The sequence below is a fragment of the Tissierella pigra genome, from assembly GCF_009695605.1.
Classification (GTDB): Bacteria; Bacillota; Clostridia; order Tissierellales; family Tissierellaceae; genus Tissierella; species Tissierella pigra.
Window position 1 is genome coordinate 14490 of sequence record NZ_VUNQ01000016.1, and the last position, 16606, is coordinate 31095.

General features: G+C 29.0%; 17 protein-coding genes. 5 read left to right on the plus strand and 12 right to left on the minus strand.

The window, feature by feature from the left end:
* Positions 1-27 precede the first annotated feature (27 nt).
* The 9 genes from FYJ83_RS08850 to FYJ83_RS08890 all read right to left on the minus strand — a co-directional run bounded on the left by FYJ83_RS08850 (position 28) and on the right by FYJ83_RS08890 (position 8413).
* Positions 28-1128 carry a DNA adenine methylase gene (locus FYJ83_RS08850; RefSeq protein ID WP_326828329.1) on the minus strand — a complete coding sequence of 367 codons (1101 nt, stop codon included), beginning with the start codon at positions 1126-1128 and terminating at the stop codon, positions 28-30.
* 18 nt (positions 1129-1146) lie between these two features.
* Positions 1147-1974: a type II restriction endonuclease gene (locus FYJ83_RS08855; protein ID WP_154439967.1), complete on the minus strand. Its 828-nt coding sequence runs from the start codon at positions 1972-1974 to the stop codon at positions 1147-1149.
* 89 nt (positions 1975-2063) lie between these two features.
* On the minus strand, positions 2064-2738 hold the full coding sequence (locus FYJ83_RS08860; RefSeq protein ID WP_216584974.1) for a DUF2225 domain-containing protein: 675 nt from the start codon (positions 2736-2738) through the stop codon (positions 2064-2066).
* 45 nt (positions 2739-2783) lie between these two features.
* Positions 2784-4136 carry a VanW family protein gene (locus FYJ83_RS08865; protein ID WP_154439968.1) on the minus strand — a complete coding sequence of 451 codons (1353 nt, stop codon included), beginning with the start codon at positions 4134-4136 and terminating at the stop codon, positions 2784-2786.
* Between the two features lie 156 nt (positions 4137-4292).
* Positions 4293-4943, minus strand: coding sequence for an endonuclease III (gene nth / locus FYJ83_RS08870; protein ID WP_154439969.1), 651 nt, complete (start codon positions 4941-4943; stop codon positions 4293-4295).
* A gap of 8 nt (positions 4944-4951) precedes the next feature.
* Positions 4952-5233 carry a DUF503 domain-containing protein gene (locus FYJ83_RS08875; protein WP_154439970.1) on the minus strand — a complete coding sequence of 94 codons (282 nt, stop codon included), beginning with the start codon at positions 5231-5233 and terminating at the stop codon, positions 4952-4954.
* 65 nt (positions 5234-5298) lie between these two features.
* Entirely contained in the window at positions 5299-6489 is a 1191-nt protein-coding gene (locus tag FYJ83_RS08880) for a glycine C-acetyltransferase (RefSeq protein ID WP_154439971.1), read from the minus strand.
* Between the two features lie 59 nt (positions 6490-6548).
* Positions 6549-7586, minus strand: a complete 1038-nt coding sequence (gene queG / locus FYJ83_RS08885) for a tRNA epoxyqueuosine(34) reductase QueG (RefSeq protein WP_154439972.1) — start codon at positions 7584-7586, stop codon at positions 6549-6551.
* Positions 7574-8413: a deoxyribonuclease IV gene (locus FYJ83_RS08890; protein WP_154439973.1), complete on the minus strand. Its 840-nt coding sequence runs from the start codon at positions 8411-8413 to the stop codon at positions 7574-7576. Before FYJ83_RS08890 ends, queG begins: the two co-directional genes overlap by 13 nt.
* A 112-nt stretch (positions 8414-8525) precedes the next feature.
* Between FYJ83_RS08890 and rodA the strand changes: the two genes are divergently transcribed.
* The 5 genes from rodA (at position 8526) to FYJ83_RS08915 (ending at position 13111) form a co-directional block, all read left to right on the plus strand.
* Complete coding sequence (rodA, locus tag FYJ83_RS08895) at positions 8526-9632, plus strand: rod shape-determining protein RodA (RefSeq protein ID WP_154439974.1); 1107 nt, start codon at positions 8526-8528, stop codon at positions 9630-9632.
* Positions 9633-9719: 87 nt separating this feature from the next.
* Positions 9720-10037 carry a PadR family transcriptional regulator gene (locus tag FYJ83_RS08900; RefSeq protein ID WP_154439975.1) on the plus strand — a complete coding sequence of 106 codons (318 nt, stop codon included), beginning with the start codon at positions 9720-9722 and terminating at the stop codon, positions 10035-10037.
* Positions 10034-10627: an HAAS signaling domain-containing protein gene (locus tag FYJ83_RS08905; protein ID WP_154439976.1), complete on the plus strand. Its 594-nt coding sequence runs from the start codon at positions 10034-10036 to the stop codon at positions 10625-10627. Before FYJ83_RS08900 ends, FYJ83_RS08905 begins: the two co-directional genes overlap by 4 nt.
* Positions 10617-11951: a DUF4097 family beta strand repeat-containing protein gene (locus FYJ83_RS08910; RefSeq protein WP_154439977.1), complete on the plus strand. Its 1335-nt coding sequence runs from the start codon at positions 10617-10619 to the stop codon at positions 11949-11951. Before FYJ83_RS08905 ends, FYJ83_RS08910 begins: the two co-directional genes overlap by 11 nt.
* Before the next feature lie 23 nt (positions 11952-11974).
* Positions 11975-13111, plus strand: a complete 1137-nt coding sequence (locus FYJ83_RS08915; RefSeq protein ID WP_154439978.1) for a DUF4932 domain-containing protein — start codon at positions 11975-11977, stop codon at positions 13109-13111.
* A gap of 43 nt (positions 13112-13154) precedes the next feature.
* Here the strand turns inward: FYJ83_RS08915 and FYJ83_RS08920 are convergent, their stop codons facing one another.
* The 3 genes from FYJ83_RS08920 to nudC all read right to left on the minus strand — a co-directional run bounded on the left by FYJ83_RS08920 (position 13155) and on the right by nudC (position 16606).
* Positions 13155-13856: a metallophosphoesterase family protein gene (locus FYJ83_RS08920; protein WP_154439979.1), complete on the minus strand. Its 702-nt coding sequence runs from the start codon at positions 13854-13856 to the stop codon at positions 13155-13157.
* Between the two features lie 16 nt (positions 13857-13872).
* Entirely contained in the window at positions 13873-15495 is a 1623-nt protein-coding gene (abc-f, locus tag FYJ83_RS08925) for a ribosomal protection-like ABC-F family protein (protein ID WP_154439980.1), read from the minus strand.
* 286 nt (positions 15496-15781) lie between these two features.
* Positions 15782-16606 (minus strand): NAD(+) diphosphatase, encoded by an 825-nt coding sequence (nudC, locus tag FYJ83_RS08930; protein WP_154439981.1) that lies wholly within the window; start codon positions 16604-16606, stop codon positions 15782-15784.

The following is a 16606-nucleotide window of genomic DNA, read 5'->3' on the forward strand; positions in this document are numbered from 1 at the left end:
GATACTATACTACTCTTTTCTTAATTCCTACTCTGCTATAAATAAAATCTCTTCAGTTTTCTTATGTGATAATGCATATTTATAATCAGTCTTTTTTAATTCTCTGATATTTTTTTTATATTTCTTTAGTAAATTTAATATTTCATCACAGGATGGAATTCCATCTGACCTGTAAGATACCACTAAAATTGAATCTCTATACCTTTTAAATAACTTATCAAAGGCATCTAGTATTTCATTCTTTTTAGTCCATGGACTTTCGCCTTTTCCCTTTAATGGCTTATGTTTATACTTTGGAAGAATTTTATTTTCCCAATTGTCATAGTCTAACATTCCTTCTAAAAAATGATAGTAGTCTAAATAATCTGTACCCACGCCCTTAGATGTAATATAAGGACTATCTATATAGACCAAATCAAAATCATAGTCCTCAATTGGTAACTCTAAAACATCATAATTCAAGGATTTACATTCCTGATTATTATCAAACACTGCTCTATTTGCCTCATCTACAAAATTAACAAAATGGTCTTTAAATGATTTATCCCATGTGGTTTTATTGCCAAAGCTCCTTTTAACTTCATCTGTCCTTACATAAAGATTAGCCCTATGGAACAGATTATAAGGTCTTTTTATTATACATGATTGAAATAATCCAAACCATGCTATTGCTTGTTTATATTCATTGTCTATATTTCTTATATTTGTGATAACCATATCTAACCATTGATTTTCTTCCTCTAGAAAAAAAACATCTTTAAAATTATCTTGAATAAAAGATGGATATTTAATATCATGTTTTGCCAATATATATTCAATATCATCTTCCTCTAGTTGTTCATGTGTATTCTCAACTAATGCTTTTCCTATTATATAGTTAAATTTTAATATATCATTGTAATACACTTGCTTTCCTTGCTGTTTAAACATAAAAGAGACGCAGCCTGTTCCACCAAAAGCATCTAATACAGTCCTAAATTTAAAATCTTTAGTGTTAAACCATATCCAGTCTATTATCTTTGCCTTACTACCTTGAAATCTTGTTGTAGGGAAATAATAGTTCTCAAAGCTTTGACTGTTATTTGCATCTTCAAATTCTTCTACTCCTTTAAGTATTAACTGCTCTATTTAAATCACCTTCCTAATTTACTCCTCATCTTCCACTATTAAATCTTCTTCTTCAACATCTTCAACACTAAGATTGGGAGACTTTTTCTTATATTCTATATATTCTTTTAAGTTTTTATAGGGTGGCTTACCTTCTTCCATCATATCTTTTGTCATGTAATACATCCAATAATCATCGAATATATCTATTTCTAGCTTTGAAAATGGTCCTTCTCCCTCTTTAAGTTTTTTTATGTTGGTAATGCCTCCAATATTCTTTGTATTTCCAGATCCAGGTCGTGTATTTGCTATTTTATACTTTTCCTGTAGTAAGAATTCTATATTCGTCACTACTGAAAGAATATCTTCTATATCCTCTAAAGTATATATTTCTCTTTCATCTATAGCTCCATCTTGCTTAGTATAAATAATACCCAATACAAAATGCTTAGAATACTGTTCATAAGGATAAAGTATATTTTTATTACTTTGTCTATTTCTGAAATATCCAGTAAATGCTCCCAGTGTAAATCCATTTACAGTAGTATCACTTGTTCTATAAGTTGATTTGATGTCTAATGCATATTTTGTCCCATCTTTGCATATAAAAGTTATATCGGGATAATGATTCTGGTATTCTGCAAGTTCAATCTTTAAGTCATTATCAACTGCAAACTTATGTATAATAGGAAACAACATTAACTCCATAATCTTGCTTACTACTTTTGTATCAACGGAAATTGTATATATATTTTTATATATATCTATAAATCCTTTCACTGTCCAATCTTTATTATGGGTTTGCAAAATATTTATATTATCATTGACTGTCGTCAGTAGTTTCATTCTAAATTTTTCAGCTTCCATATTCCCAATCCCCTTTGTATTCTATGTATTAAGTATTTTTCAAATAGATATATTAATTATCTTTTTAACTGTAAAATGATCCTTTTTCATTATTCCATCTCTTTAACTAATCTCCACTGTTCCCTAGCCATATCATCTAAGCCTGGATTCATTTTTGTAGTTGGAAGTTCTATACAAATGCGAAGCCAAGATGAAGCCTTATCTTTCTCACCTATTCTTCTAGATAACTCACCTACTAAATAGCATAGTTTACTTTCATCCATATTAGTTCCTATTAAAGATTCATTATTATATACATCTATAAAAGTATCTCTTGCTAAAGTTAGAAATCTTATCTCCTCATCATTTTTTTCACTTAATCTATATAGCCATCCAAGATTTAAGCAAATATTTGCAATTTCAATTTTTTTTGCATTTATTAAATTTGCAGCAAGTAATGCTAATTTATAAGTCTCTATTGATTCTTCTAAATTCCTTATTCCACCAAAATCTCTTTTATACCATTTAGGAGATATATTCTTTCTAATTATTTCTATTTCGCTAGGTTTAATATCTTCAAATCTAGTTTCTAAAGCTCCATATCCACAATGGGGACATACAAACACACTATATTTTATAGGATTTTCCGTGCTATAATGATTTAAAAAGTCCTCATCCCTTTTTATAAGCCTTAATCTCGATGTCCTTACTTTTTTAGTTGTAAATTCTCTTTTACATATAGGACAATTCACTTTTTTATCAAATAATTCATTGGTTTCTGACACTTACTACTCCACCTTTCTATAATTATACCTAATCATATTATATCACTAATTATTAGAATTGGCAGGTAAGTAAGGCCCTATTTTATATATATAATCTTTTTTTCTATAATGATCCGTGGTGATTTGTTTTTTAGACACCACTTTTCCGTTTTTCATAATAGTCTTATAGGTATTAACTTTATATCCTGTTCTTCCTTTTTGTATATTTATCTTCTCACCTGGAGACAATTTTCCATCATATATTGTTTCAGTTTTAGGTTGTATAGTCTCTACAATCTGTGGATTTATTTTTACTTGATAATTCTTAGTATTTATATCTCCATAAATATAAATATATATTTGATTTCCTGTTATTTTTGAATAAGTATATATTGGAAAATCAAAGTCATTTCTAAATTTCAAATCTAAATATCCATAGGAAACTGCTGCATCTTGACCATAAGGTACATACCTTGCTGGGATTGAATGGGGACTTCTTTCTATAATCGTAAGGTCAGCTAATAATAATGCGTTATACATGGTAGTTGAAGTTTGACAAACTCCCCCACCAAGCCCTGGAGTTAACTCTCCCCCTATAATTACATTTGCTTCTTTATATCCAGACTCTTGAGTTCTTGGTCCAGTGGTATTATTATATGAAAATTCTTGTCCAGGTAAAATAAGTTTATTACTAATTGCTTCAGCTGATAACCTAATATTTTCTATTCTTCCTTTACTACTTCCTTTAAAAGACGTGGAGTATTCCCCTATTACTCCATTTATTCTACTTAAAAATTCTTTTGTAAGATTAGGCACTATATCTTTAACTGGAATCTCTATATCTTTTAATTCATATATATTTTTATCTATTAAAGTAACTAAATCTTCCAAAACAACTTTTTTTCCAACTGTATGATCTGTAACTGTAATTTTTCCTTTATTAAAATTTATCTTAGCGTCTATAGGTTCTATATTTATTTCCCGGGAAATGTTTTTTGATATATTTTCTATCTTATCTTCACTATAAAAGGATTTAAGAGGAATATCCAGACCTGTCTTTAACTTTTTTATATCCCTTAATCTTTTGATAAAGTTTCCTTCTCTGCCTAAAGTAAAAGCATGACTAACAGCACTATCATATTCATAGGAAAATCCTATCTGCTTCAAATTTATTTTATATATTTTTCCACCATATAACAAATTCATATATTTTTCTTGAATTTCAGCTTCTTTTGTTTTCTTTATAAACTCTAAGGCTTGTTCTTTTGTTTTGTTCTCTACACTATAACCATCTATTTTTACACCTTTATAAATGGTGTTTATATTTAAAATGTTTTTGTAAACATAAATTCCTGCTCCTAAGATTGTAGCCACTAATATTATAGAAATAGATAATAATATAATTATGGACTTTTTCATATATTACCTCCGAATTATAATAATCAATTTTTACATAAATTTATTCTTATATATTATATTTATATGGCTTCAATGTTTATTACTCATAAATTGATTTATTATTATTCATTTTATTATTATCTAAGGTCTATCTATATATTCTAAACTAATATTCATCTATTCTTGAACGTCCCTTTCATAATAAAAGCAATATTCCCTTATAGGGCATATATCACATAAAGGTTTTCTAGCTTTACAAATTCTTCTTCCATGAAAGATTAGTAAATGATGAGCCTTTGACCATATTTGTTTATCTATATTATCCATTAAATCCTTTTCTGTATCTAAAACATTTTTACTATCGGCTAATCCTATTCTATTAGCCACTCTAAAAACATGAGTATCTACGGCAATGCCTGGTATATCAAAGGCATTTGATAATACTACATTTGCAGTTTTTCTACCTACTCCTGGGAGTTTAGTCAATTCTTCCATAGTATCAGGTACTTGGCTATTATGATTTTCCATAAGTAATCTACAGGTTTCCAATATATTCTTTCCCTTAGTTTTATAAAATCCGCAGGATTTAATTCTTTTTCCTATTTCTTCTTCTGATAACTTTATATAATCCTCTGGTGTTTTAAGTTCTTGGAATAGTACGGATGTAGTCTTATTTACTTGAACATCTGTACATTGTGCTGAAAGTATAGTCGCTATTAATAGTTCAAATGGATTAGTATAGTTTAGCTCTGCCTTTGCATCTGGAAACCTTTCGTCTAGTTTTTCTAAAACTACTTTTATTTCTTCTTTTGATAACATCTTCTTCATTTTATCACCTACAATATTTCTATTTCATGCTCTACTATTTCTACCCTACCATCATCATCTATAAACTTAATTACATTTGATAAAATTTCGTTAGCATGATTAACATCATTTGTTACACAGGCAAATCCTATTATGGAAGATTGCCAACTATTATTTAAATCTACTTCTGCTATGGATATATTAAATCTTGATTGTAGTCTTCCCATTATGCTTTTAATTACTTGTCTCTTATCCTTTAGAGAATTAGATTCATATATTATTATCTTCAATGAGCAAGAACCTATTATCATTTTATTATCTCCTAATCTATATTATTTTTATGTAAAAGAAAAAGGGAGAATTATTCTCCCCTTAATTATTTTAATATATTCATTTCTTTTCCTACTTTTTCAAACACTTCAACTGCTCTATCTAGTTGTTCTTTTGTATGAGCTGCAGTTACCATACATCTAACTCTTCCTGTTCCTTTTGGAACTGTTGGGAATACAATACCTGATACGAAAACCCCATTTTCTAGTAATTTTCTACTGAATTCCATAGTCTTTGCTTCGTCTCCTATAATTACTGGAGTAATTGGAGTCTCACTATGTCCTGTATTAAATCCTAAGCTGCCAATTTTTTCTTTCCAATATCTTGCATTTTCCCAAAGTTTATCTGTATATTCTGTTGATTCCATTAACATAGTTACTGCTTCTGTAACAGCTCCAACAACTGCTGGTGGTAATGATGTACTGAATAGTACTGGTCTTGCTCTATGGCTTAACCAATCATACATAGTTTGTGAACCTGATACATATCCACCCATTACTCCGATTCCTTTTGAAAGACATCCCATTGAGAAATCTACTCTACCATGTAATCCAAAATGGTCTATAGTACCTCTTCCGCTTTCACCTAATACTCCAGAACCATGAGAATCATCTACATATGTCATAGCTTCATATTTTTCCGCTAATTCTACTATTTCAGGAAGTTTAGCTATGTCTCCATCCATACTGAAAACACCATCAGTAATGATTAAGATATTTTTATAGTTTTTTCTTGACTCTTTCAAAACTTCTTCTAAACTGTCCATATCAGAGTGTTTGAAAACAGTTTTTGAAGCTTTTGATAATCTACAACCGTCTATTATTGAAGCATGATTTAATTCGTCAGATATTATAATATCTCCTGGTTCAGTTATAGCTTGAATAGTACCAGCATTACAATTAAAAGCTGATTGATATAAAAATGCAGCTTCATCTTTTTTAAATTTAGCTAAAAGCTTCTCTAAATCTTCATGAATATCCATATTTCCTATTATAGTTCTAACAGCTCCTGAACCTGCACCATACTTTTCTATTGCTGCAATAGCTGCCTTTTTTATTCTATCATTATTAGCGAATCCAAGGTAGTTATTTGATGATAAGTTTATAACTTTTTTTCCGTTTAGTATTACTTCTGCCTCACTTGCTGTTTCCATCACTGGCAACGTTCTATATACTCCATCCTTCTTCAGTTCTTCTATCTTTTCCTTTAAATAACTTAATTCATGAATATTAGACATAGTATAACCTCCTTAAATTTCTTCTTTCGAGATATATTATAACACATCTTTTATATTTATTAAATCGATTTTTGACTGATTGTTAAAAAAATATTTACTATGGCCCATTCTGAATATTCTCTTATTTCAGGGCTTTCATCCTTTAACAAATTTACTAACAATTGAATATTCTCTGTTCTTTTCATATTGCCTAAAGCTATTATGGCATTTCTTTTTAATATAGACTTCCCTCGCCAGCTTCCTGCCATAGTTCCATATTTCCTTTTAAATTCTTTATTGGATATGGTAAGTAATTCTTCTAGATTCATATAACCCTTAGTCAGTATCGGAATAAACTCTTCATGATTGGATTTTTTTATACCTTTGTTCTTTGGACAAACTAATTGACAGGTGTCACATCCATATATTTTCATCCCCATCTTTTCCCTCAAAGTTATAGGTATATTACTCTTTGTTTGAGTTAAATATGATATACATCTTTTAGGATTTAGCTTGTATGGTTCTTCTAAAGCACCTGTAGGACAAGCATTGATACATAAATTACAATCACCACATTCAGATTCTGCCTCTTTACTTATATCTAAATTTAAATTAGTTAATATATATCCTAAAAATATAAAAGAACCGTATTCTTTATTTATTATGGAACAGTTTTTACCATAATATCCAATACCAGATTTTCTACCTAGCTCTCTATCTATTAAAGGCCCTGTATCTACAAAATATTTATACTGGAAGTCTATTTTCTTTTTTATTTCTTCAACAAGACTTTCTATCTTTTTCCTTAAAACTAAGTGATAGTCAATTCCCCAACTTGATTTTGATAATTTTCCTCTTAACAGATAATCTGGTTTTTCATCATAATCTATATTATAGGATAGTCCAAGAACTATTATTGATTTGCAATTATCCATAGTAAGTCTCGGGTCTATTCTTTTATTTATATCTTTTTCCTCAAATTCAGTCTTTACATTATTTTTTTCCCTATACAGTAGATACTCTTCTAAATTATATAAGGGCAATGAATCTGTAAATCCACAAATATCTATATTTAGCTCTTTAGATTTTTCTAATATATATTGGTTTAGTTCTCCCATTTATATTCCCTTCTAAGAATTTCAATTTCTTTCTTATATCCATCTAATTCATTTGGGGTTTCTAAATTAAAGGGTAAATCTTTTAATAATGGATGATTTATAACATTTATTATAGTATCAGAACCTATGGTGCCTTCTCCTATAACCTCATGTCTATCCTTATTAGAAGCAAATTCTACTTTACTATCATTTAGATGTACTGCCTTAATTCTATCTATACCAATTATATTATCTATTTCTTGAAGCACTCCATCTAAGTTATTAACTATATCATATCCAGCAGAATATAAATGACAGGTATCTATACATATGCCAAGGTTTTTATTGTATTTTACACCATCTATTATGGATTTAAGCTCTTCCATATTTCTGCCTATTTCTGTTCCCTTACCTGACATTCCTTCTAATAAAATCACTGTATTATTGTCCTCACTTATGACATTATTTAAGGCATCTACTATAATTTCTACACCTTTTTCACTGCCCTGCCCCACATGAGAACCTGGATGGAATACATAATAAGTGTTTGGAATTATTCTTAGCCTTTCCAAATCATCCTTTAAAATCATATTTGCAAATTCCCTAGTTTCTTCCTTATTTGAGGAAAGATTCATAGTATATGCTCCATGAGCAAAAAGTGGTGCAAATTTATATTCATTCATCAACTCTTTAAGTTTATTTATATCTTTTATATCAATTTCTTTTGCCTTCCCCCCTCTAGGGTTTCTAGTAAAGAATTGAAATGTATTAGCTCCTATGGATACTGCCTCTAATGCTGCATTATAATATCCCTTTGAAATGGATAAATGACAGCCAATATTTAACATATCTTATCACCCTTTCTTTATATATAATACCACATTGTCATTTATTTTTAACTACTTCAATAGATTAAAATATGTTATAATATTCATTAGTGTTGAGAAAGGGAGAAATATTATGTTTAATTTAAAGAAAAAAGCCTACAAAAATTTTGATTATACCTTATTTTTCACTATGCTATTACTTTGTGCTTATGGTCTGCTTATGATAATGAGTGCTACTTTAAGTCACGAAACTATGAGTAATGTCAAAACTCAAGGAATAGCTACAATTTTAGGGCTAGTTGTAATTGCTATACTTGTTCTACTTGATTATGAATTTCTAGGAAAACTTTATATACCTATTTATGTAATATGTAATCTACTTCTTGTGGCTGTTCTTATATTTGGAATTGGAGAAGATCAATGGGGTGCAAGGTCTTGGCTGAAAATTGGACCTGTTAGGTTTCAACCAGCAGAGTTTGTAAAAATTGGTTTAATTATATCCCTAGCTAAATTTATAGATAATCATAAAGATAGTATAAATGAACCTTTTATATTGTTAAAGATATTGGGCTTTGCCTTTTTTCCAGTAGTTCTTATTCTTATGCAGCCTGATGCTGGTACTGCAATGGTATTTATATTTTTTATAGCTGCTATGTTGTTTATTGCTGGAGTGAAATGGCGGTATATTGGCTATGCAATATCTTTAGGGCTTTTAAGTCTTCCTGTTCTATGGTTTAAGCTAGATCAATATCAGAAGGATCGTATATTTAACTTTATAGATCCTGAAAGAGATCTACCTAATTCTGGATATCAAGCTATGCAGGGTAGAGTTGCCATTGGTTCAGGGAAAATCTTTGGCAGAGGATTATTTCAAGGAGTATATACTCAATTTAATTATATCCCTGAAAAACAAACTGACTATATATTTGCTGTAATTGTAGAAGAACTGGGATTTATGGGGGGTTTTGGACTAATTATCCTATATTTTATACTACTTAATAGATTTATTGCAATATCTAGAAAATCTAAGGATTTATTTGGTTCATTAATGATAATCGGATTTGCTGCAATGTTTCTTTTCCATATATGGGAAAATATAGGCATGACCATTGGGCTTATGCCAATAACAGGTATTCCCCTTCCTTTTATGAGCTATGGAGGAACTTTCCAGCTATCTAATATGATTTGTATAGGTATAGTTTTAAGTATAAGTGTTCATAGAGAAGAATTAACTTTTTAATTCCTCTCTATTTTTTTATTTTAGTACCTTGTAATGAAAGGTAGCATATGATATAGTGTAGTTAAGAAAATAAAAGGAGATATGCCAATGAACATTCAATTTAAAAAAGGTGTATTAGAGCTTTGTGTTCTTTCCTTATTAGAGAAAAAGGATTTTTATGGCTATGAACTAGTAGAACATATCTCTCAATATATAGATATTTCAGAGGGAACCATCTATCCTCTACTAAGGAAATTTAGAACTGAAGGCTATGTCACAAATTACCTAGAAGAATCTCAAGAAGGACCTCCGAGAAAATACTATAAATTAACTGAAAGGGGTATGGAAGTTCTTGAAGAATTAGTCATTGAATGGGAAAGTTTTATTGACGGGGTAAATAATATATTAAGGGGTGATTTATCATGAATAAACAAGAATACTTAGATAGACTAATGTACTATCTTCAAGGATTACCTATATCTGAGCTAGAAGATATTTTTTCAGACTATGAAGAACACTTTCGTATGGGTATTTCAAAAGGCAAATCGGAAGAAGAAATATCAAAAGAACTAGGAGACCCTATGGAAGTTGCCAATAATTACAAAACAATATATGGCTATAATGATACCCAAAATATGGATAATACAAATTATTCCAGTAATGATACAAAAAGACTACTGGTTACCATAGGACTAATAGCCTTTAATATAATAATAGTAGCAGGACCTTATTTAGGTTTAGCAGGTGTCCTTCTTAGTTTTTATGGAGTTGGTATCAGTATTATAGTAAGTGGATTTGTAGTTTTATTTGGTTTTCCAATTAGTATTTTTACTCCAATACCTACACCTCATATTCTTACTTCCATAGCTTTTGGTATAGGATTACTTGCATTAGGTACATTGGGAATTATACTATCTGTATATTTAACGAAACTATTATATCAACTTACAATTAAATATATTAAATGGAATTTAGAACTAATCAATAAGTTGGGAGGTTTAGAAAATGAATACTAAAAAAGTTGTTTCAATTTTAGCAGTAGTTGTTTTAGTTGCTTTTGGAGTAGGCATATTATCTTTAAGATATAATGACAATTATAAGTTTATAGGCTCTAATTCTATTAACTGGGTCAATGTTAGATCTAATGATGAAATAGTAAAAATAGATGAAGATGGAATACAAGTTAAAGATGGGGATGATCAAGTTTCCATTGGTTGGAACGGCATTAAAGTCAACGATGGAAAGAATGGTGTTTCTATTGGTTGGGATGGAGTCAAAGTTAAGGATGGAGATGAACAGGTTTCTATTGGCTTAAATGGTGTTAATATTAAGGAAAAAAACAAATCATTTTTTAGTAACTGGAACTGGTTCGGTATAAATTCCAGAAATTTAAAATGGGAAACTATCGATGAAGAAACTCAAGCTGAAATAACTGGAATAGATACTATAATAGTTTCTCCTGATTTTATTGATGTTAAGATAACTTCTGAGGAAAGAGATGATGTTGGTATTCATTATTATGGTAAAATGAAAACCAATATAGTACCAACTTTAAATGTAGACAAAACGTCTAATAGTTTAGATATTAAACTTAAAACAAATAGGAATAATTATTCTGTAGTAACTTCTGATGTTATTTTAGAAATTTTTGTACCGAAATCTTATAATGGTAACTTTCATGTCACTGCTACTTCTGGAGATATTTATATGAAAGGTTTAGCTGGAAAAAACTTCAACATTTCCTCTAATTCTGGCGAACAGCATCTGGAAAATCTTGAAGGCAATAAATTAACTTTAACTGCTACTTCTGGAGACATTACATTAAAAAATTCCATAGGTGAAGTTGAATCTAAATCTAGTTCTGGCGAACAAAGATTTGAAAATGTTGAGGGTCAAAAACTAGACTTATCAGCTAGTTCTGGAGATATAGAATTAAAAAATTGTGTAGGCGAGATTAAAGTGTCTACTAATTCTGGTGAACAAAGGTATAAAAATGTTGAAGGCAAAAAATTAGACTTATCATCTACTTCTGGAGATATAGAGTTAGAAGATTGTATAGGTGAACTTAAAATATCTACTAACTCTGGTCATATTTCTTTAGATAATGAAAAGTCAAAAGAAAATATGAAATTATCCACTAGTTCTGGTGATATATCTATTAGTTTAGGTGATAATCCTAGTTACACTATCCAAGGCACTACTTCTTCAGGTGATTTTATTACATTTGGAAATATCAATATACAAGAAAACGATAAAGGCAGATTTAGAGCTACAATAGGTTCAGGGGAAAAATCTATTGATATTAGTACTTCATCTGGAAATGTTAGATTTAGTAAATAACTATTAGTTATGGAGGGGTTAAGGTGAATAGAAAATCTTTAATTTTATTTGTAGTTATCTGTATTGTAATATCAAATATAATGACTGCTTGTGGTTCTATAAAAACATCAACTGATAATAGTGTTATTCTTATGGAACCAATAGTTAAAACAAAAAATTCTTTAAATATTTCAGTAGATCCTAGAATAGAATTGTTATCAATAGTCCAATATCTAAGTAATTATAATACAATTGCCAGTGGATTGATTACTAAGGAAAGTTTTGAGTATAAAGACAAAGTAAGAAAGCATTTTATGGAGTTTAGAAAACATGAGGCTATAAAATTTTTTAATGAAATTTCTAAAAATGGTTTTACCTTTGATGCTCCTCCAACTTCAATGCTTTTTATGGACAATAATTTTAAAGTAAGAAAAGATGTAGAATTAACTGATTATATAGCCAGAAGAGCTGGTAGCCGTGAAAATATAATTAAACTTTATAATCTTCTTGAGGACTTTGCTTCAATCTCTGATTTTACTTCATTTTTTAATGATAATATAGAATACTACAATACTATTATTGATAATACTCTTTTCTTAATAGATGATGAATTTGATATTATAAATCATCTAGAAGGCTACTACGGTTGGCAAAATAAAAGTTACAACATAGTATTATCCTCATTATACGGAGCAGGAGCATATGGACCTAGTATATCTAATAAAAACCAAGATGTTGAAATTTATAGTATTATAGGATGTCAGATGTTAAACGGAAATCTTGATCCCTCCTTTGGAACTATAGACTACTTTAATTATCTCCAACAACACGAATTTAGTCATTCGTTTATTAATCCAACAACTTCAAAAAATCTGGATTTAGCAAATTCTTATGAGGAACTCTTTGAGCCTATAAAAGATGAAATGAAATACCTTGCTTATGCAGAATGGGAAACCTGCTTAAATGAGCATATAATTCGTGCCTTGACTTCAAGATTTGCTTCTCATGAAAATAAAACTAAAGGCAGGAATCTTCTCAAAGCAGAAGAGGAAAAAAACTTTATATATGTAGAAGCACTATACAATAAACTAGAAGAATATGAAGACAATCGAGATAAATACCCTACAATAGAGGATTTTTATCCTGAGCTTTTAAAGGCATTGGATCAATTCAAAAACTAACTTAAAAATGTGACAGGTAATCTTGAATTACCTGTCACATTTTTTACTCAATATAAAACACCTTATAATCATCTAATCTTAAGCAAGACATTCTTCCATCATCATAACAATTTCCTGTATCTATACCTATTTTGTCATTATAGATTTTATCAAACCAAATTTCATAGGGTAATTTTGATTCTACCTCAAATATCTTATCTATATATCTTCTAGGGGAATGTCCAAATATGGTAATTAAACTATCTAAAGCTTTATTTTTTATAAAATCATCTCTTACCCAAACAAGTCTATCTCTTTGTTCAGTTAAAGCATCTTCTAGTGATTTTTCTTTCAAACTCTCAATTAGTCTTTCTGGTTCAAATCCACCATGGACAAGTAAATATTTATTATCCACTATTTTAAAATATGGCAATCCCTCTATAAAGGATAAAATCTTTTCTTGTTCTTCTGAGGTTCTTTTATTAAATCCTTTTATAGTAGGCTCACAACCATTTCTGCTCCATCTTTCTGTTTGTTTTTCGTCTTTATATTTAAGTCCATAGAGCATCATCTCATCATGATTTCCCATAATTACTTCTATCTGTGGATAATTCATGACAAATTCTATAGTTTCCATAGGTTTATCACCTCTATCCACTAAATCTCCAATTATATAAAGTTTATCGTCTTCAGAAAGCTCAATAGTTTCAATTAACCTTTTTAACCTATCTAATTTGCCATGTATATCACTGGTTACATATTTCATATATTATCACCTTATTTTATCTAATTTTATTTAATTCTTTTAATATATTTGTATATTCCAAATCAAGTTTTTCCTTATCCTCTGGCTTTTTTGCAATGGAAATAAGCCCTATTATTTCACTTAATTTATTTTCCAATATAGCCCTTCTATTTGCAATATCCTTATGTTGAAAATCATTGTCTTTATTTTTATTGTAATCATTTAAGTTTCCTTGAAAAGTATTTATTTTTTCATTTTCAATATACATTATAGTATCAGCTACATTTTCAATTAATCTTTTATCATGGGAAACAAATAATAATGTGTTATTATAGCTTATTAGTGCTTCTTCCACTGCCTCAACTGAATATATATCTAAATAATTAGTAGGTTCATCTAATATCAATATATTAAAATCGCTAAGTAATATCTTTGCTAAAGATACCTTTACTCTCTCTCCTCCACTTAGTACACTAACCTTTTTATATACATCATCTCGTTTAAAGAGAAATCTTGCTAAAATATCCCTTGCATCTTGTTCCAGACCTACTTCCAATAAATTTTCTAGTATGGTTTTGCTTTCATCTAGAATATTTAAGTCTTGGCTAAAATATCCTATATTTGCCTTCTTAGAAATATTAATATTATCTTCATTTTCCATTATCATTTTTAGTAATGTAGTCTTTCCACTACCATTTCCACCAATTAATGCAACCTTAGATTTATTATATATTTGAAAATTAGAGTCTTTAAATAAAGTTCTCTCTCCAAAAGATTTAGTCAATTCTTTACCTTCAATAACTATTTTGGAAAATATCTCCTCTCCACTAATATCCACTTTTATTTTATCTACTTCCTTTAATTTATCTTTTACCTCTAATTTATCTATTCTAGAAGCTATTGCTTTTACCTTATTATCCAGCTTTTTCTTGGCTTTTTGTCCCCCCATTTTATGAAGTCTTGCCTCAGAATTTCCCATTCTCTTAGGAGGTCCTTTTATTTTATCTGATTTTGTCTTGGTATCAACTAAAACCTTTTCTAGCCTTCTTTTTTCATTTATATACTTCTCATATTCCAACTCTTGAGTCTTTCTTTCCAATTCTTTTTGAACCTTATAATGAGAATAGTTTCCATCATATATTTTAATTTTACTATCTTCAAGTTCTATTATTTTGTTACATACCTTATCTAGTAAATCTCTATCATGAGAAGTTATAACCATAGCACCTTCAAAATTAGTCAATTTTTCTATTAAAAAATCAATTCCTTCAAAATCAAGATTTGAAGTAGGCTCATCTGCAAGAAGAAACTTACCATTATCAGTTAAAAATCCAGCGATTTTTAGTCTAGTTAATTCTCCCCCACTCATAAATTCTTTATTTTTTTCCTTTAGTCCTAATTTACCTATATATTCACCATCTACTTCCTTATTTGAACTATCTTCTAGCTGTTTAATATAGAATGGCTTAATATTTGTTCTTATGGTTCCAGAATCTGGGTTAATTTCTCCTGCAATTAAATTTAATAATGTAGTTTTCCCAGAACCATTTAATCCAACTAGACCTATCTTATCATCTGAGTATATTTTTAAATCCTTAATATTTAATACAAGTCTATATTCAAAATACTTTTTTAAATTATTTATATCTAAAACTAACATAAAAAAATCCCTCCTAATTTTGTCTGAAGGGATTAATGTCTTTATTATTGCAAAAGGAATAAATCAACCATATAGGTTAATTTAAGAATAAGAGACCATTATAATCACCTTCAGAACATTTGTAAACTAAAATAAACCTAAGTATACTAGGTATTATTTTTTCAAATCAAATTGTTCTTTTAATAAAGGGATTATATTCTCATTGTTCTAGTTTCCATCCTTTTCTATTATTTAAATTAATTAAATATTATCACAAATTATCTTATTTTGCAAGAAAATCTTCAAATTATCTATTAACAAACCATTCTACTAAATCACTACTGATACTAATGGATTTTCTAGATATTTTTCTAGCTTCTTCTTTTGAAAACCATTTAGCATCTACAATTTCTTCATTATCTACCTTAATTTCGCCTTCAAGATATTCTGCCGTAAATCCAATCATCATGGAATTTGGAAATGGCCAAGGCTGAGAGCCAAAATATTTAATATTATGTACTTTAATACCTACTTCTTCAAATACTTCCCTCTTTACACAATCCTCAAAAGTCTCTCCCATTTCTACAAACCCTGCTAGTACACTATATGTTCCTTCTGGAAACATTTTATTATGGGCTAATAATATTTTATCTTCCTTTGTAACTGCTACAATTATAGCAGGAGCAGTTTTAGGCCATACCATATTATCACAATTGGTACAAATCATGGCTCTATCATTTCCACTGACTTTCATAATCATTTTAGTTCCACATACTCCACATTTTTGATTATTTCTTACATGATCCAATAGAAGTAATGCCTTCGCTCCCACTAAAAATTCATCATGACTTATATTTTTAGAATAAGTTCTTAAATCTATAAACTTATATTCATCATCTTTAATTTCTTCTATTTCTCCTGAGTAACAATCGGTCTTTTCATAAGCTCCTAAACATTGAAGATGATAAACATCTAATTTAAGCCTTTTTATATCATCTCCATTAGGTATAATAAACTTATCTCCGTCTATCTTTACCAGAAGTTTATCTTTATGAAATAAATACATATTCCACTTCTTATATTCACCATATAGTGGCTCTTTTGAAGGTTCAAATTTTATATATTCTCCCAC